The 16,721-nt window shown below is 66.7% G+C and carries 17 protein-coding genes; 10 read left to right on the top strand and 7 right to left on the bottom strand.

Going from position 1 to position 16,721, the window contains the following annotated elements; genetic code table 11:
• Positions 1–26: 26 nt before the first annotated feature.
• Both TEF_07010 and TEF_07005 read right to left on the bottom strand, forming a co-directional pair.
• On the bottom strand, positions 27–317 hold the full coding sequence (locus TEF_07010) for a hypothetical protein (GenBank protein ID ANK80575.1): 291 nt from the start codon (positions 315–317) through the stop codon (positions 27–29).
• Positions 318–350: 33 nt separating this feature from the next.
• Positions 351–1,259 carry a hypothetical protein gene (locus tag TEF_07005; protein ANK83326.1) on the bottom strand — a complete coding sequence of 303 codons (909 nt, stop codon included), beginning with the start codon at positions 1,257–1,259 and terminating at the stop codon, positions 351–353.
• Between the two features lie 207 nt (positions 1,260–1,466).
• Between TEF_07005 and TEF_07000 the strand changes: the two genes are divergently transcribed.
• From TEF_07000 to TEF_06970, 7 genes are all read left to right on the top strand, one after another.
• A complete protein-coding gene (locus TEF_07000; GenBank protein ID ANK80574.1) occupies positions 1,467–2,120 on the top strand; it encodes a hypothetical protein in 654 nt (217 codons plus the stop codon).
• Between the two features lie 69 nt (positions 2,121–2,189).
• Complete coding sequence (locus tag TEF_06995) at positions 2,190–2,630, top strand: (2Fe-2S)-binding protein (protein ID ANK80573.1); 441 nt, start codon at positions 2,190–2,192, stop codon at positions 2,628–2,630.
• Between the two features lie 14 nt (positions 2,631–2,644).
• On the top strand, positions 2,645–4,930 hold the full coding sequence (locus TEF_06990; protein ANK80572.1) for a hypothetical protein: 2,286 nt from the start codon (positions 2,645–2,647) through the stop codon (positions 4,928–4,930).
• A gap of 63 nt (positions 4,931–4,993) precedes the next feature.
• Positions 4,994–5,791 (top strand): hypothetical protein, encoded by a 798-nt coding sequence (locus TEF_06985; GenBank protein ANK80571.1) that lies wholly within the window; start codon positions 4,994–4,996, stop codon positions 5,789–5,791.
• Entirely contained in the window at positions 5,788–6,927 is a 1,140-nt protein-coding gene (locus TEF_06980; GenBank protein ID ANK80570.1) for a carboxylate-amine ligase, read from the top strand. The genes TEF_06985 and TEF_06980 overlap by 4 nt, the downstream gene beginning before the upstream one ends.
• 35 nt (positions 6,928–6,962) lie before the next feature.
• Positions 6,963–7,283 (top strand): alkaline phosphatase, encoded by a 321-nt coding sequence (locus TEF_06975; GenBank protein ANK80569.1) that lies wholly within the window; start codon positions 6,963–6,965, stop codon positions 7,281–7,283.
• Entirely contained in the window at positions 7,280–8,110 is an 831-nt protein-coding gene (locus TEF_06970) for a hypothetical protein (protein ID ANK83325.1), read from the top strand. Before TEF_06975 ends, TEF_06970 begins: the two co-directional genes overlap by 4 nt.
• Before the next feature lie 116 nt (positions 8,111–8,226).
• Here TEF_06970 and TEF_06965 read toward each other — a convergent pair whose 3' ends face one another.
• The 3 genes from TEF_06965 to TEF_06955 are packed head-to-tail and all read right to left on the bottom strand — an operon-like array spanning position 8,227 to position 10,850.
• A complete protein-coding gene (locus tag TEF_06965; protein ID ANK80568.1) occupies positions 8,227–8,982 on the bottom strand; it encodes a 3-oxoacyl-ACP reductase in 756 nt (251 codons plus the stop codon).
• A gap of 17 nt (positions 8,983–8,999) precedes the next feature.
• On the bottom strand, positions 9,000–10,004 hold the full coding sequence (locus tag TEF_06960) for a hypothetical protein (GenBank protein ID ANK80567.1): 1,005 nt from the start codon (positions 10,002–10,004) through the stop codon (positions 9,000–9,002).
• Positions 10,005–10,031: 27 nt separating this feature from the next.
• Positions 10,032–10,850, bottom strand: a complete 819-nt coding sequence (locus tag TEF_06955; protein ID ANK80566.1) for a 3-oxoacyl-ACP reductase — start codon at positions 10,848–10,850, stop codon at positions 10,032–10,034.
• Positions 10,851–11,007: 157 nt separating this feature from the next.
• Between TEF_06955 and TEF_06950 the strand changes: the two genes are divergently transcribed.
• From TEF_06950 to TEF_06940, 3 genes are all read left to right on the top strand, one after another.
• Complete coding sequence (locus TEF_06950) at positions 11,008–12,255, top strand: monooxygenase (GenBank protein ANK80565.1); 1,248 nt, start codon at positions 11,008–11,010, stop codon at positions 12,253–12,255.
• A gap of 827 nt (positions 12,256–13,082) precedes the next feature.
• Complete coding sequence (locus TEF_06945; protein ANK80564.1) at positions 13,083–14,243, top strand: benzoate transporter; 1,161 nt, start codon at positions 13,083–13,085, stop codon at positions 14,241–14,243.
• A gap of 51 nt (positions 14,244–14,294) precedes the next feature.
• Complete coding sequence (locus TEF_06940) at positions 14,295–14,747, top strand: hypothetical protein (GenBank protein ANK80563.1); 453 nt, start codon at positions 14,295–14,297, stop codon at positions 14,745–14,747.
• 212 nt (positions 14,748–14,959) lie between these two features.
• On the opposite strand, the gene TEF_06935 is transcribed toward TEF_06940, so the two are convergent.
• Together TEF_06935 and TEF_06930 are read right to left on the bottom strand one after the other, a co-directional pair.
• The gene (locus TEF_06935; protein ID ANK80562.1) at positions 14,960–16,000 is read right to left on the bottom strand and encodes an LLM class F420-dependent oxidoreductase; all 1,041 of its coding nucleotides are present in this window, start codon (positions 15,998–16,000) and stop codon (positions 14,960–14,962) included.
• Positions 16,001–16,112: 112 nt separating this feature from the next.
• Complete coding sequence (locus tag TEF_06930; GenBank protein ID ANK80561.1) at positions 16,113–16,706, bottom strand: hypothetical protein; 594 nt, start codon at positions 16,704–16,706, stop codon at positions 16,113–16,115.
• Between the last annotated feature and the right edge of the window lie 15 nt (positions 16,707–16,721).

Raw genomic sequence — 16,721 nt, 5'->3', positions numbered from 1 at the left:
CTGCCGTCACCCGGACCGCCAACGGTTCAGTTCTTGCCGTCGGTGTCGGGCAGTGAATCGGATGTCGTCTTCGCGGCGCCGTCCTTGCGCTGCACCAGACCGCGCTCCTCGAGCTGGCGGACGAGCTGGTCGAGCGCCGAATAGGTCTGCAGGAAGCCCTGTGGGCTCATCACCAGGCGCTGGGTGAACTGCCGTGCCGGCTTGCCTTCGGCATCCTTCTGGGTGGGGGAATAGGTGAAGAAATCGACGCGGACGGCGCCATCCTGGATGCCGACGTTGAACACGCCGTCGATGAACTGCTGGTTCTGATCCGCCATCGGATGCTCCCTCATTGACCCGTGGAGCAAGGTTTAAGTTGCATGCGGCCGGGCCGCAACCGCTTCCGCCGTCCGCTCCTGGCGCCGTGTCAGCGCCTCGCGGTGCGCGATGTAGCTGGCGGAGCCCACGATCACGGCGCCGCCGATCCAGATGCCGAGGGTGGGCGTCTCGCCGAACATGTAGATGCCGATCAGGGAAGCCCAGACCAGTTGCAGGAACTCCACGGGCTGGGTCACGGAAATGTCGGCGGCCTGCCAGGCGCGGGTCATGCAGATGTGAGCGGTGGTGGCCAGCGCCGCGACAGCGGCCAGCGAGAGCCATTCCTCCAGCGACGGCATCCGCCAGACCGTGATCGCCGGTATGGCCAGCACCACGGTCACCGTCAGCGACAGCCAGGCGACGATCGCCGTCGTGTTTTCGGTATCGGTCAGCCGCTTGGTCATCAGCTTGGAGCAGGCGAACAGAGGCGCGGCAACGAGGATCGCGAACTGTCCCAGGCCGATGCCGCTCAGATTCGCCATCAGTTCCGCCTGGGAGGAGGGAATGCCGAAGAGCACGATCAGCGCGCCGAGCAGGCCGATCAGCACCGCGGCGATGCGCCGGGCCCGGACCGTCTCGCCGAGAAAGAGAAAGGCGCCGAGCGTCGCCCAGACCGGCGCGGTGAAGGCCAGCGCGGTGACTTCCGCCAGGGTGATCTTGGCGATGGCGTAGAACCACAGCAGCACGCCGGTACCGTGGATCAGGCCGCGGAGCACATGCATCACCGGCCGCTTGGTCTTCAGTTCGCGCCGCCGGGCGCCCATGAAGATCGGCAGCAGGAACAGGAATCCGAAGAGGTAGCGGATGAAGGCGGTTTCCGCCGGGTGAAGGTCGCTGGAGACCCACCTGACAATGGCCGTGAAGACAGCAAACAGCAGGCCCGAAAGCACCAGATAGCCCATGCCGACCAGCACCCCGCGATTGCGCAGGCGGGCTTCCTCGGCCTTCTCGTGAGGCAGGGGCTCGGGATGGTCGTGAGCAGGCATCGACGGAGATTATGCCGGAAATCCCTGCCGATCCATTGCGCTGTCCGCAGTGGCGCATGCATGGGCGGCCACCCGCGTCCGCCGCTTGACAGGGGCAGCGCCATTGCTGACCTTGGGTCAGCTATGGCCGACACCACCAGACCCAGACGCGCCCGCGGCGATATCGAGAAGGCACAACGCCGTCAGACCATCCTGACCGCGGCCCGCGACCTGTTCGTGGAAACCGACGGGGAGCTTCCCAGCGTGGACCAGGTGGCGAAACGGGCCGGCCTGGCGAAGGGTACGGTCTATCTCTATTTCGGCGCCAAGGAGGAAATCTTCCTCGCCCTGTTCACCGACGAGCTTGAAGCCTGGGTCAACGCCATCGCCGCCTCGCTGGAAGGCGGCACGCCGAGCCCGGAAGGCATCGCAGAGTGGATGACCGCCGACCTGCGCAGCCGCACGGTAATGCTGCGGCTGGCCGCCCAGTGTCATGGCACCCTGGAGCGCCAGGTTGCGGAGGATGCCGTGCTCGCCTTCAAGCAGGCGACATCCGGCGCCCTCGCCGAGCTCGGTGCGCTTGCCGAGGCGCGGATTCCGAAGCTGGGTCCGGGCGACGGGCCGGCCCTGCTGCTGCAGATCTATGCCCTGGTCATCGGCCTGTGGCAGGTCTCCGATCCACCGAAATCGGCGCGCAACGTCATGAAACGGGCCGAGTTCCAGAACCTCCGGCCGGATTTCGAGACGGTGGTCCGCCCCGGCCTCGCCGCCCTGCTCGCTGCGGTTCTTGATAACTGACCCTTGGTCAGTTAAGTTGGCATCATTGAATCTCCGCCGGCTGTATCGCCGGCATCTCGGGAGGCGGGAATGGCGAGCTTCGTCCTGAATGGCGAACCGGTCACGGTTGACGTGGAGGGCGACGCCCCGCTCCTCTGGGTCATCCGCGAGACCCTGGGACTGACCGGCACGAAATTCGGCTGCGGCGTGGCCGCATGCGGCGCCTGCACCGTCCATGTCGACGGCGTGGCGACGCCGACCTGCGTTCTGCCCGTCGAAGCCGTCGAGGGCGCCGAGATCACCACCATCGAAGGTATCGGCCGGCTGCACCGCCTGCAGCAGGCCTGGATCGACGAGCAGGTTCCCCAGTGCGGCTACTGCCAGTCCGGCATGATCATGGCCGCGGCGGCCTTGCTGGACGAGGTGCCCGAGCCGAGCGACGCCGACATCGACGCCGCGATCACCAACATCTGCCGCTGTGGCACCTACAGCCGCATCCGCCGAGCGATCCACCGCGCCGCGCGCGCCTGAGCAGGAGCGGAACAATGGCGAAGAAGATCGGAAAGCCGAAAAGCCGCGGCCGCCGCCGCTTCCTGATCGGTGGCGCGCTGGTCGCAGGCGCCGGCCTGGTCGTCGGGTGGCGGTATCTCACGCCCGGGGAATCGGGCACGCCCGAGGAACTGATGAACCCGGCCGCCAACGAGGCGGCGCTGAATGGCTGGGTCAAGATTGCCTGGGACGGCACGGTGACCGTCGCGGTCCCACGGAGCGAAATGGGCCAGGGCGTGCAGACGGCCCTGCCCATGATCCTGGCCGAGGAACTGGACGCAGACTGGACGAAGGTCACCTTCGCCGACGCCGAGATCGATACGATCTACACCAACGAGGTGATGCTGCCGGAGGGCTTTCCCTTCGGCCCGCATGACGACAGCTTCATGGCGCGCCAGGCGCGTTCCATGGGCGCCTGGCTCTCCACACTGATCGGCGTTCAGGCGACCGGCGGCTCCACCAGCGTGCGCGCGGCCTGGGGACCGATGCGTCAGGCCGGCGCGGCGGCGAAGGCGATGCTGCTGGCCGCCGCGGCCGAACGGCTGAACGTGCCGGTGGGCGAACTGACCGCCCGCGACAGTGTGATCACCCATGCCGGCAGCGGCCGCACCCTTGCCTATGGCGACGTCGCCGAGGACGCCGCGCGGCAGAGTCCGCCGGAAAGCCCGGCGCTGAAGAGCCCCTCCGACTATCGAATCATCGGGACGCCGCGCCAGCGCCTCGACATTCCGGCCAAGGTCGATGGATCGGCCGTGTTCGGCATGGATGTCCGGCTGGAGGGGATGCTCTACGCGGCCGTGAAGCATCCGCCGGTGGTCGGCGCAGGGATCGAACGCTTCGATCCCGCGCAGGTCGCCCGGATGCCGGGCGTCCACCGCATCATGGCGGTGCCCGGCGGCGTCGCGGTGATCGCCGATGCGCCCTGGCGCGCGTGGCGGGCCCTGGACACGCTGGACGTGACCTGGGACATGTCGGAGGCGGCGGAACTTTCCGACGCTGACATCTTCGCGGAATTCGAGACGGCGCTGGCCGAGGACGGCTTCGGCTATCAGGACGACGGCGACGCCGCCGCCACGCTGGACGCCGCGGGCGAGGTCATCGAAGCGACCTACCGCGCGCCCTTCCTGGCGCACGCGCCGATGGAACCGATCAACTGCACCGCGCTCAGACAGGACGACAAGCTGGAGATCTGGGCCCCGACACAGGGGCCGATGGTCAGCCAGTGGGTAGCCGCCGGCGAAGCCGACCTGCCGGAGGAAAACGTCACCGTCCACGTGACCTATCTGGGCGGCGGCTTCGGCCGTCGGGCGGAGCCCGACTTCATCCGGCAGGCGGTGAAGCTGGCCAACGCCGTACCCGGCCGTCCGGTGAAGCTGATCTGGTCGCGCGAAGAAGACATCCGCCAGGACACCTACCGTCCGGCGGGTCTGTCGCACTTCCGCGCCGCCCTGGACGCAGACGGCTATCCCACCGCATGGCTGAACAAGGTCGTCGGCCCCTCCGTCTCGGGCCAGGCGACGCTGCGCTACATGCCGTTCATGTCAGACGCCGGACCCGACCGCACCACCGTCGACGGCGCGGCCTGGCTGCCCTATGCGGTGCCCAACATGCGTGTCGAGCATGTGCTGAGCCGGGTGCCGATGCGCATCGGTTTCTGGCGCTCGGTCGGCCATTCCCACAACGCATTCTTTTCCGAGAGTTTCATCGACGAACTGGCCCACAGGGCCGGCAAGGACCCCTACGCCTACCGCCGCCACCTGATGCGCGACAAGCCGCGCTATGTGGCCGTGCTGGACGCCGCCGCGAACGCAGCCCGGTGGGACAGCCCGCCGCCGCAGGGACGCGCCCGCGGCATCGCCCTGCACGAGAGCTTCGGCGCCATCGTCGCGCAGGTCGCCGAAGTCTCCATCGAGGACGGACAACCCCGCGTCCACCGGGTCGTCTGCGCCGTCGACTGCGGCACGGTGATCAATCCCGACACTCTGGTCGCGCAGATGGAGAGCGGCATCGTCTACGGTCTTTCGGCAGCGCTCTGGGGCCAGATCAACTTCGACAAGGGCCGGGTCGTGCAGTCGAACTTCCCCGACTACGAGGTCGTGCGGATGGACACGATGCCGGAGATCGAGACGGTGATCGTCGCCTCCGACGAGGCGCCGGGCGGCGCCGGCGAACCGGGCACACCGCCGATCGCGCCGGCGGTGACCAATGCGCTGTTCCGCCTGACCGGCAAGCGTGTACGCGACCTGCCGCTGTCGAAGCAGGACTGGACCGGCAGCGTCTGATCCGTCGTTGCAGCGCAACAAGACCCTGTAAATACTGCCCCGTCCGCGCTATCCATCCGTGTCATGTTCGATCCCATGACATTGAGACCGACGGGCGATGCCGAACCGCCGGCCTTCCACATCCTGAATGACGGGGCGCCCGCGCGTGCGCTGCTGGTCTGCGACCACGCCTCCAACGCCCTGCCGCGCGGCTATGGCAGCCTGGGCATCGCCGAGGAGAAGATGTTCGAGCACATCGCCTGGGACGTGGGCGCCGCCGCCGTGACCCGGCGGCTATCCGAACTGCTGGATGCGCCGGCGATCCTGGCCGGGCTGTCGCGGCTGTTCGTGGACCTCAACCGCTACCCCGACGATCCGACCTGCGTCGCCAGCTTCTCCGATGGCACGGTGGTGCATGGCAACGAGAACCTGGGGGACAACGAACGCGCCCACCGGCTGGCTGCCCACCAGCAGTACCATGACGAGGTCGCCCGCCGGATCGCCGCGATGAGCCGGCCGGAGCCGCCGGTGCTGCTGTTCATCCACAGTTTCACGCCCCGCATCGGCGGCACCCAGCGGCCCTGGCACCTGGGCGTGCTGCATGACGGGCAGAGCGCGGAGAGCCGGCGGCTGGTGGAAGTGTTGCGCGCCGATCCGGAAATCGCCGTCGGCGACAACCAGCCCTATTCGGTGGACGACCCGAAGTCCTACTCGATCTACGAACACGGCATCGACGCGGGCCGGCCCTACATCGCGCTGGAGATCCGTCAGGATCTGATCGAGACCGAGGAGGCCGCCGACCGCTGGGCCGTGGTCATCGCCCGTGCCTTCCGCGAGGCGCTGGCGCCGAACCGGGCCTTCCCCGAGCAGACGGCCGCATGACCGCCGAGCCGCAGTTCACCATCGGGATCGAGGAGGAATACCTCCTGATCGACCCCGAGACGCGTGACCTCGCGGCCGATCCCCCCGAATCCATCCTGGAGCGGGCCCAGAAGCTGGCGCCGGACCAGCTCGTCACACCCGAGTTCCTCCGCGCCCAGATCGAAGTCGGCACGCGGGTCTGCCGGACGGTCGGGGAGGCGCGGACGGCGCTGACCGAGCTGCGGCGCGCCGTGCGCGACGCCGTGGCTGAGGAGGGTCTGGCCTTCGCCGCCGCCTCCACCCACCCCTTCGCCGAGTGGACACGCCAGCACCCCACCCGCAAGGAACGCTACGAGACCCTCGCCCGGGATCTGCAGGCCGTGGTCAGGCGGCTGCTGATCTGCGGCATGCACGTCCATGTCTGCATCGACGACGAGGATCTGCGCATCGACCTGATGAACCAGGTCCGCTACTTCCTGCCCCATCTGCTGGCGCTGACGACGTCCTCGCCCTTCTGGCAGGGCCGGCGGTCCGGGCTCAGTTCCTACCGCCTCACCGTCTTCGACGCCCTGCCCCGGACCGGCATGCCGGAAACCTTCTCCAGCTACGGTGAGTACGAGCGTCTGGTGCACCAGTTCATCAACGCGGGTGTCATCGAGGACGCCACAAAGCTCTGGTGGGACATCCGCCCCTCGGCCAAGTTCCCGACGCTGGAGATGCGGGTCACCGACGTCTGCACCCGGCTGGACGACGCGATCGCGGTGGCCGCGCTCTTCACCTGCCTGCTGCGCATGCTCTGGCGGCTGAAGCGGCGCAACCAGCGCTGGCGCATCTACCCGGCCGCCCTGATCAAGGAGAACCGCTGGCTGGCCATGCGTCACGGCGCGCGCGGCGCGCTGGTCGACTTCGGCATCGGCGAACAGGTGCCCTTCGCCGACCTGCTGGAGGAAATCCTGGAACTGACCGCCGAGGACGCCGAGGCGCTTGGCTGTCAGGCCGAGGTCCGGCACGCCCGCAACATCGCCATGCGCGGCACCTCCGCCGATCTGCAGATGGCGACCTTCGAGAAACGGCTGGCCGCCGGCGACGACGAGGCGGCCGCCTTCCGCGCCGTGGTCGACGAACTGATCGCGCACAGCGCCGAAGGCCTCGACTGAGCGCTTTACTCCGCCCGGGCGATGAACCACATCTGATGCGGCACAATGGAGGATCGGCCATGGATCAGAAGACCGAAACCGAGCTGCAGGCGGCCGCGTTCCGCCGTCTGGTTTCCCATCTGCGCGAGAACACCGAGGTGCAGAACATCGACCTGATGAATCTCGCCGGGTTCTGCCGCAACTGCCTGTCGAACTGGTATCACGAAGCCGCCGAGGACAAGGGCATCAAGATGTCGAAGGAGGAATCCCGCGAGATCATCTACGGCATGCCCTATTCGGAGTGGAAGGCGAAGCATCAGTCCGAGGCCAGCCCCGAGCAGCAGAAGGCGTTCGCCGAGCGGAACCCCAACCACTGATCGTATCGGCCAGCTATCGCAGCGACATTCCGGCCTTTCACGGGCCGCGCTTCCTGTCACAGCTCCGGGCCGGCTTCGCCGACGTGCCGAACCCCTATGGCAGCCGGCCCTATCGCGTCTCCCTGGAAGCGGCGGACGTCGACGGCTTCATCTTCTGGACCCGCAATGCCCGCCCCTTCCGCGAAGGATTGGCTGCGGCTGGCAAGCGCGCGCCCTTCGTGGTCCAGTACACCGTCACCGGCTATCCCGAGACGCTGGAGCGCGGCGTGCCGCCATCAGACCATGCCATCGCCGAGATGCGCCGGATCGCCGGCGAATACGGCCCGGGCACGATCATATGGCGCTACGATCCCGTCATCTGGACCGCCGCGACCGGACCCGTATTCCACCGCGAGAATTTCGCCCGCCTGGCCGATGCCCTGACAGGCGTTACGGATGAAGTCACCCTGTCCGCGGCGACGCTCTACGCCAAGTCCCGGCGCAACCTGAAGCGCCACGCCCCGGCCCTCGCCGTCGACGACCCGCCCGACGAGGCGAAGCGCGAATTGCTGGGCGAACTCGGCAGGATCGCCAGCGCGCGCGGCATGACCGCGACACTCTGCAGCCAGCCGCATCTGCTCTCAGAGGAACTGAAGCCGGCGAAGTGCGTCGATGCGGAACGCCTGGCGCGGATCGGCGGAGCGGCGTTCCGCGCCAAGCGCAAGGGCAACCGCCCGGGTTGCGAATGCGCCGAATCCCGCGACATCGGGCGCTATGATTCCTGCGCCCATGGCTGCCTCTACTGCTACGCGGTCAACGACCACGAGAAGGTGAAGCTGGCGGTGTAGTCTGGTCGCCGTGCATCAGCGTCATGCCCGCTTCATGCGGGCATCCGGTCATGCATGGACTCGCGGCGAAGCCACACCGGAACCCCGCACAGGACGGGGGTGACGGGCCGGAACATCTATCCCCGCCCGACGAATGGCATCTTGGTCGCCATCACCGTCATGAACAGCACGTTGGCGTCCAGCGGCAGGTTGGCCATGTAGACCACGGCGTCGGCGACGTGCTGGACGTCCATCACCGGCTCGGCGCGGACCGAGCCGTCCGGCTGCGGCACGCCTTCGGGCATGCGCGCGGTCATCGGCGTCGCCGCATTGCCGATATCGATCTGGCTGCAGGCGATGTCGAATTCGCGGCCGTCCAGCGAGGTCGACTTCGTGAGCCCGGTCACCGCATGCTTGGTCGCCGTGTAGGGGGCCGAAAAGGGCCGGGGCGCATGCGCCGAGATGGAACCGTTGTTGATGATCCGCCCGCCCATAGGCGTCTGCGACTTCATCACCCGGAAGGCGTTCTGGGTGCAGTAGAATACCCCGTTGAAATTGGCGTTGACCACCGTCAGCCACTGCTCCGGCGTCAGTTCGTCCAGCGGCACGGGCGGCGCGCCTGTGCCGGCATTGTTGAACAGGACGTCCAGCCGCCCAAAACGGTCGACGCAGGCGTCGAACATGAGCCGCACGGCCTCGGGGTCGCCGACGTCGCACTGGTGCTTCAGAATACGTTCATCCCCCGCGCCGGTGGCCGCCGCCGTCTCGTCCAGCTTCTCCGCGCGCCGGCCCGAAATGACGAGATCGTAGCCCGCCTTCGAGAGCGCCACCGCCGCCGCCTGCCCGACGCCGGAGCCGGCCCCGGTGACCAGCGCCACCCTGTTCTCGCTCATGGTTCTGCCCCTCTCTTTCAGGCCGCCAGGTCGAACACCTCCGGACGGAAGGCCGCGAAGGTGCGCGCCACCTCCGCCGGATCCTGCGTCAGCGGCGCGACGATATGGGTGTGGATGCCCGTCTCCGCCGCCCAGCGGATGCGTTCGCGGCATTCGTCCTCATTGCCGATGACAGCGATATCGTCGATCAGGCTATCCTCCAGCGCGCCGGTGGTCTTGGCCCGGTCCTTTTCGGCCCAGCCTTCCCGGATCTGGCGGGCGGCGTCCTCGTAGCCGGCCCAGGCGAGGAAACTGTTGTAGACCGGCGTCGCGTAGTAGGGCGCGAAAGCGGCGCGGAAGCGGTTGCGCGCCTCCGCCTTGTCGTCGGTGACCAGCACCATGTAACGGTTGACGATCTCCACTTCGGCGCCGTCCTTGCCGGCACGCGCCGCACCGGTGTGGACATGCTCCACCATCTTCGGCAGCGCCTTGCGCGGCCAGAGGTTGAAGACCACGCCGTCGCCCACCTCAGCGGCCATCTCGATCATCTTCGGGCGGAGCGCCGCGAGATAGAGCGGCACCATGGGATCGGACGGCGGCTGACGGTAGCCGTGGCTCTTCAGCGTCTCCAGGTCGAAGTCGGACTTCTCGCCGGTCAGCATGGAGCGGACCATGATCGCCGTCTCCTTCACCCGGGTCAGCGGCTTGCCGTATTCCAGCCCGTGCCAGTTCTGCATCATGGTCTGGCTGGAGGCGCCGAGACCGAAGACGAAGCGGCCGGGCAGGGCCTGACCCAGCACGTTGGCCGTCGCCGCCAGCACCGCCGGCGTCCGCGAGAACACCGGCGTCACGGCGATGCCGACGCGCAGCCGCTCAATACGGTGCGCCAGCGCGGCGATGGCCGTCAGCGAATCCGGCGCGCCCGCGTCCGAAAACCAGGCGTCGTCATAGCCGTTCGCCTCGGCCCATTGCAGTCGCTTCGCCGTGTCCTCCAGCTTCGGTCCCGCCGGGACCGTCACCGCCATGCGCTGTTTCGGCGCCATTCGCTCCTCCCTCGTCCGGTTCGCCGTTCAGTTGCCGCCGGTGACTTCGAGCATCTGGCCGCTGACATAGTCCGACAGCGGCAGGCAGAGCATGACCACCGCGCCCGCGGCCTCGGTCGGCGTGCCGCCGCGGCCCATGGGGATCATTCGCTCGATGGCGGCGATGTTCTGGGTCGGCACGCCGATCGGCACCTTGTTGCCCTCGACGTCGATCATCTTCTTCTCGTCGGTGGCCTCGGTCAGACGGGTCTGGATGAAGCCGAAGGCCACCGCATTGACGTTGACCTGATAGCGGCCCCACTCCTTGGCCAGCGTCTTGGTCAGGCCGACCACGCCCGCCTTGCCCGACGAATAGTTGGTCTGGCCGGCATTGCCGCGCGTGCCGGAGACGGACGAGATGTTCACCACCTTGCGCACGGTGACGCCGCCCTTCTCCGCTTCCTCCTTGGACTTCACGCGGATGAACTCCGAGGCCGCCTTGCAGATCCGCCAGGGCGCCTTCAGGTGGACGTCGATCATGGCGTCGAACTGCTCGTCCGACATCTTCTGGATCACCGCGTCCCACGTGTAGCCGGCGTTGTTGACGATGATGTGCAGGTTGCCCCAGGTGTCGATCGCCCTCTGCACGAAGCGTTCGGCGAAGTCCTTCTCGGTGACGCTGCCGGCATAGGCGATCGCCTCGCCGCCGGCGGCCTTGATCGCGTCCACCGTCTCGTTGGCGGGCGCATCGTCCAGGTCGTTGACGACCACCTTCGCGCCGTGGCCGGCGAGCTGCGTCGCGATCTCGCGGCCGATTCCGCGGCCCGCGCCGGTGACGATGGCGACCTTGCCGTCCAGCATGCCCATGTTCTTTTCCTCCCCGGAATGCGTCGATGGCCGCGATCCTAGGCCATCGAGGACACGCCCGCCACACTCGGATCGGCGGTTGTGCCTCGACATTCCCATGCGCGCGGAACTGATCTAGTTTCTGCAGACAACGAGACCCGGAGGGGGAAGAACCGACATGGCGGGCCTGAAGTTCGGCGCATTCCTGGCGCCCCATCATCCGATCGGCGAGCATCCGATGCTGCAGTTCCAGGCCGACCTGGAACTGGTCGAGTTGCTGGACAAGCTGGGCTACGAGGAGTTCTGGTGCGGCGAGCATCATTCGACCGGCTGGGAGGTGATCGCCTCGCCGGAGATGTTCCTCGCCGCCGCGGGCCAGCGCAGCCACCGCATCAGGCTCGGCACCGGCGTCGTCTCCCTGCCCTACCACCACCCGTTCATCGTCGCCCAGCGCATGGTGCAGCTCGACCACATGACCAGCGGCCGGGCCATCTTCGGCTCCGGCCCCGGCGCGCTGCCGTCCGACGCCTGGCTGATGGGCATCGACCCGATGACCCAGCGCGACCGCCAGGACGAGGCCGTCGGCGTCATCCGCAAGCTGCTGCGCGGCGAGGAGCGCGTCACCCATGAGTCCGACTGGTTCACCATCCGCGACGCCAAGCTGCAGCTGCTGCCGCTGCAGGAGGACATGCCCTTCGCCGTCGCCTCCATGATCAGCCCGTCCGGCATGACGCTGGCCGGCAAGCACGGCACCGGCGTGCTCTCCATCGGCTCCATGTCGACGGCCGGCCTGCAGAACCTCCCGACCCAGTGGAGCTTCGCCGAGGAATCGGCGCAGAAGCACGGCAACACGGTCGACCGGAAGAACTGGCGCATCGTGCTGATGTGGCACATCGCCGAGACCCGCGAGAAGGCGATCGAGGAAGCCCGGGACGGCCTGTTCCGCTGGCACAACGAATACAATGTCGGCACCCTGATGCGCCCGGGCGTCCAGGCCTTCAGGGACCGCGACGAGGCCGTCGAGCTGACCGCCTTCGCCGACGGCGCCACCGCCGTCATCGGCACGCCCGACGACCTGGTCCAGCGCCTGCGCGACCTGATCGAACTGACCGGCGGCTTCGGCGTCGCCATCGGTTTCGTCCACGACTGGGCCAGCCGCCAGAACACGCGCAAGAGCTGGGATCTGGTCGCCCGCTATGTGGTGCCGGAACTCAACGGCATGCTCGACGCCTACCGCGAGAGCCGGGAATACGTCGTCGCCCACCGCGACAGCTTCGAGCGCGCCGGCCAGGCGATCCTCGCCAAGATCAACGAGAACCCGCGCGCGGCCGAGGCGCTGAAGCACTCCGCCGGCCCCAACACGCCGCTCGGCTCCCACCACGAACCGGACCTGAAGAAGGCGGCAAAGGAAAGCGGCGGCGATTGAGCAGCATCCAATTCAGGGCTCTTGGCGAACTAAATGTACGATCGCAGTGGCGGCACTTCGCCTAGCTCGTTGGAACGATTCCGGAAGTTGATCGAAGGAGCGACGAGAGGCAACATTTGAAGGTAGTCCCATTCGGGATGCGATTGGTGATGCCAACAACTCTTCGATCATAAATTCACAAATCAAAATTGATCTAACATGCAATTTTTCTCTATTATTTAGACTTCTACTATCTGTCAATTTACTCAACATATGATCTTCGATATTGCCAATATTTTTTATATAATCCAGTATTCGACCGCTATCCAATCCTATTTTCTTGTGGCTATGGGCAAATTCATTTCGAATTTTCCTCAATATGGTGAGATTATTGAAACTCATCTCACTTATCCAGTTCAATGCTCTACAAACAAGTATACGAGAATGCATCGTATCTAATGGCCCCGTCACACCAAAAAGTCCTGACCTACCACCCGGTATATCTGTAATTAAGTGGCGAGACATCAGTTCAACACAAATTGTTTCAATATATGAAAAAGATATAATGGCAAAAGCTCTGTCAGATTCTCTTTCTAGTTCAATAAAAAACTCCGAAAATTCGCCAAAATCGAATTCTACTTCCGAAATTTCTGCATCCAATTGAGCAACTTGGGAATCGAAAATTGCCTTTGCGATTGCTTCAACGGCTTCCGGATCCTCAGCCATGACGCTTCCTAATATCTGAATCAATTAAGACAGTTGCGATCGAACTCATCGTCACATTAAAGAAAGTTTCCTTTCAATCTACGATGCCGTTTTTTGCAATGAAAAATCCTTGGTGATCAACAGTGCTCCGTGACATTTCCGGCCAGGCTGTGGGGGCGGGGCTGCTGGCGGCGGTCGTCGGCTTCGCCAGTTCCTTCGCCGTCATCCTCGCCGGCCTGACCGCAGTGGGCGCGAGCCCCGCGGAGGCCGCGTCGGGGCTGATGGCGCTGTCGCTCGCCATGGGCCTGCCGGCCATCCTGTTCAGCGCCTGGCTGAAGCAGCCCATCTCCATCGCGTGGTCGACGCCGGGCGGCGCGCTGCTGGCCTCCTCGGCGGCCCTCGACGGCGGCTTCGCGGAGGCCGTGGGCGCCTTCGTCATCTCCGGCGTGCTGATCGTCGCCGCGGGGCTGTTCCGGCCCTTCGGCCGCGCCGTGCAGCGGATTCCCGGACCGCTCGCCAACGCCATGCTGGCCGGCGTCCTGTTCGGTCTCTGCCTTGCCCCGGTCCGCGCCATCGCCGAGCAGCCGCTGGCCGGCATCCTGATCGTGCTGGCCTGGATCGCCGTCGCGCGGATCAACCGGCTGTTCGCCGTGCCCGCGGCGGTGCTGGTGACCGCCGTGCTGATCGTCTCGCAGACGGAGATCAGCGCCGGCGATCTCGGCCCGGTCATGGCGACGCCGGTGCTGATCGCGCCCCAATTCACGCTGGAGGCGCTGGGCCTCGCCCTGCCGCTGTTCCTGGTGACCATGGCCTCGCAGAACATCCCCGGCATCGCCGTGCTCAACGCCAACGGCTACCGGCCGGCGCCGGGACCGCTGTTCACCGGCACGGGACTGTTCACCCTGGCCGCCGCGCCCTTCGGCGCGCACGCGGTCAACCTGGCGGCGATCACGGCGGCGCTCTGCGCCGGCCCCGACGCGCACCCCGATCCGGCCAGGCGCTACTGGGCCGGGATCATGTCGGGCGTGTTCTACGTGCTGCTGGCCTTCGTCGCGGGCTGGGCCACGGCCTTCATCGGCGCGGCGCCGCCGGTTCTGATCGAGGCGGTGGCGGGCCTCGCCCTGCTCGGCGCCTTCGCCGGCGCGGTGGTCGGCGCGGTGGAGCAGCCCGAGGGCCGGGAGGCCGCGGTGATCACCTTCATCGTGACCGCCTCGGGCCTCGCCTTCTTCGGCATTTCCGGCGCGTTCTGGGGCCTGCTCGCCGGCGGCGCGGTCTGGGCCCTCGACCGCTGGCGCAAAGCCTGACGCGCGCTACTATCCGTTCACGATCAAACTGCACTGGGGGAGAGGAAAACCATGATCGACATCAACGGGATGGCCCATATCGTCCTGACCGTCCGCAAGTGGGACGAGGCCAAGGCCTTCTACGGCCGGCTGCTGCCGGAGATGGGCATGAAGAAGGTCTTCGACGGGGAGAAGTTCTTCTACCATGTGGGCGCGCGGACGGCGATCGCCATCTCCCGCAGCGAGCTGGACGACCCCGAGGACCGGTTCGTCCAGCAGCGCGTCGGCCTGCACCATTTCTGCCTGCGCGCGAAAAGCCGCGAGGACGTGGACCGCACGGCCGCGCTGGCGAAGGAGCTTGGCGCGAGCATGGTCCGCGGGCCGATGGATGGCGACTGGGCGCCGGGCTACTACTACGTCCTGTTCGAGGATCCGGACGGCATCCGCTTCGAGGTCAACTACGTGCCCGGCCAGGGCGTGCTGAAGGAGGGCCTCGGCGAGATCAAGCCGACCGGCTACAGATAGATCGTGCCAGTCTTCAATCGAACCTTTCAGTCGCCCCCGGATCGCGGGTGAAGCGCATCCCCCTCCCTGCCCTCCCCCTTCCGGGAAGGTGGAGGGTGGCCCGCGTCAGCGGGTCGGGAGGGGGTCGTTTCCAGGGGGCAATGGCTTCGGTAGATAACTGGCTTGCCCCGGGTTTGACTCGGGCTCGCCGTTTGCCCGGCGGGCCGCTGCGACTACAGCAGTTCCTTGGCCAGGGTCTCCATCGCTTCCTTCGAGGAGACGCGGCAGAGCATGGCCGACACCTGACGCTTCTTTCCGGCTTCCTTCCAGACCGAAAGCTGCTCGCGGATATGGCCCTGCGGGCCGACCAGCGCGACCTTGTCGACCAGCTCGTCGGGCACCATGGAAAAGGCCTCGGCCCGGCGGCCGCTCAGGAAGGCGTCCTGGATCCCCTCCGCCTGCTCGGCATAGCCCAGCCGGCTGGCGTATTCCTTGTAGTAGTTCTTCTTCTTGGCGCCCATGCCGCCGATGTAGAAGCCCATGTTCTCTTTCACCGGCTTGCGCGCCTGTTCGATGTCGTCGTTCTGCACCACGGTGACGAAGGGGCAGACATCGAAGGTCTCCAGGCTCTTGCCGCCGCCGGCCTTGTCGAAGCCCTGGTTGATATAGGTGCCGATGGCGTCGTAGTTGGACGGGTCCATGTAGACCGGGATGACGCCGTCGCAGACTTCCGCCGCGTTGCGGATGCCGCCCGGCGAAACGGAAGCCGAATAGATCTTCAGCCCGTGCCGGGGCCGCAGGATGGTCTTCAGCGGCTTGCCGAGGCCGGTCGCGCCGGGCCCCTGATAGGGAATCTGGTAGTGCTCGCCCTCATGGGTCAGCGGCTGCTCGCGCGCGATGACCTTGCGGATGATGGAGACGTATTCCTGCGTCAGCTCCAGCGGCTTGCCATAGGGCCGGCCGTGCCAGCCCTCGATGACCTGCGGCCCCGACGGGCCGAGGCCCAGGATGAAGCGGCCGCCGGAAAGCTCCTGCAGTGTGATCGACGTCGTCGCCATCAGCGCGGGCGTCCGGGCCTGCATCTGGCAGATGCCGGTGCCGACCTTGATCTTCGTCGTGTTGCCCAGGATCCAGGCCGCCGAGGAAATGGCGTCCGCGCCCCAGGCCTCCGACGTCCAGACCGAGTGGAAGCCCATGGCCTCCGCCGCCTTGATCATTTCCAGATCGATCGAGTATTGGGCGTCACCGGTGCCCAGGATCAGGCCGACTTCCATCGCGCATCGCTCCCCGTTCATGTGTATCTCCGATGTGGCGGAGCCTAGCCCGGCGCGAAATCGAGGGAAAGATGAGCCTTGTGGTCCGTCGGCGATGTATCGCCCGCGCTGTCTACTCCGAGAACCGCCAGGCGCCGCCGCGCATGCGGCAGGCGCTGCCGAAGCTGACCTCCGGGCCGCCGGGAGTGCGGACCTCCTGACGGAAACGGCGGCAGGTCGCGCCGTCCGCCCTGGCGCCGATCTCCAGCAGTTCCAGATGGCCGGTGCGCTCGGCTGTGCGGAAGATCACCCGGTCGCCGACCGCGATCCTGAGCACGTTCTCCAGCGCCGCGCTGTAGCTGAACACCGTGGGCCGGATGACGACCGGCAGGCGTTCCTGCGGTGCCGGGGCCAGTTGGACGCCGTCATAGCTTCGTTCGGCGCGTGCGCGCTGTTCGGCGCGGTTCTCCCAGTAACGGCGCATCTGCTCGTTGTGGCGGAGAGCGGGCGAGCGGCGCTGATCGGCCCGATCGTAGGAAGGCTTCGAGAGATGGACCGATCCGGCGGAGCCGCCGGGCAGATAGTCCAGCGCGTTATCGGCCTGCGCCGGCAGGGCGGCCGCAGCGAGGCAGAGGAAGGCCGGCAAGGCGAATGCGGTCGGTCTCATGACCTGCATATGGTTCCGGCATCGGTCCTTGACCAGCCGGAACGGATTGCCCGCGGTCACAGCCGGGCCTAGTCT

The sequence above is a fragment of the Rhizobiales bacterium NRL2 genome (assembly GCA_001664005.1).
Classification (GTDB): Bacteria; Pseudomonadota; Alphaproteobacteria; order Minwuiales; family Minwuiaceae; genus Minwuia.
This window is presented reverse-complemented; position numbering and strand designations above follow the sequence as displayed.

Excerpts from the sequence above, each read along its gene's own strand:
- TEF_07000 (ANK80574.1), top strand. The coding sequence starts at position 1,467 with ATGGCCGACACCACCAGACCCAGACGCGCCCGCGGCGATATCGAGAAG.
- TEF_07010 (ANK80575.1), bottom strand. The coding sequence starts at position 317 with ATGGCGGATCAGAACCAGCAGTTCATCGACGGCGTGTTCAACGTCGGC.
- TEF_06950 (ANK80565.1), top strand. The coding sequence starts at position 11,008 with ATGGCGGGCCTGAAGTTCGGCGCATTCCTGGCGCCCCATCATCCGATC.
- TEF_06940 (ANK80563.1), top strand. The coding sequence starts at position 14,295 with ATGATCGACATCAACGGGATGGCCCATATCGTCCTGACCGTCCGCAAG.
- TEF_06975 (ANK80569.1), top strand. The coding sequence starts at position 6,963 with ATGCGGCACAATGGAGGATCGGCCATGGATCAGAAGACCGAAACCGAG.
- TEF_06955 (ANK80566.1), bottom strand. The coding sequence starts at position 10,850 with ATGGGCATGCTGGACGGCAAGGTCGCCATCGTCACCGGCGCGGGCCGC.
- TEF_06985 (ANK80571.1), top strand. The coding sequence starts at position 4,994 with ATGTTCGATCCCATGACATTGAGACCGACGGGCGATGCCGAACCGCCG.
- TEF_06980 (ANK80570.1), top strand. The coding sequence starts at position 5,788 with ATGACCGCCGAGCCGCAGTTCACCATCGGGATCGAGGAGGAATACCTC.
- TEF_06935 (ANK80562.1), bottom strand. The coding sequence starts at position 16,000 with ATGGAAGTCGGCCTGATCCTGGGCACCGGTGACGCCCAATACTCGATC.
- TEF_07005 (ANK83326.1), bottom strand. The coding sequence starts at position 1,259 with ATGGGCTATCTGGTGCTTTCGGGCCTGCTGTTTGCTGTCTTCACGGCC.
- TEF_06990 (ANK80572.1), top strand. The coding sequence starts at position 2,645 with ATGGCGAAGAAGATCGGAAAGCCGAAAAGCCGCGGCCGCCGCCGCTTC.
- TEF_06960 (ANK80567.1), bottom strand. The coding sequence starts at position 10,004 with ATGGCGCCGAAACAGCGCATGGCGGTGACGGTCCCGGCGGGACCGAAG.
- TEF_06965 (ANK80568.1), bottom strand. The coding sequence starts at position 8,982 with ATGAGCGAGAACAGGGTGGCGCTGGTCACCGGGGCCGGCTCCGGCGTC.
- TEF_06995 (ANK80573.1), top strand. The coding sequence starts at position 2,190 with ATGGCGAGCTTCGTCCTGAATGGCGAACCGGTCACGGTTGACGTGGAG.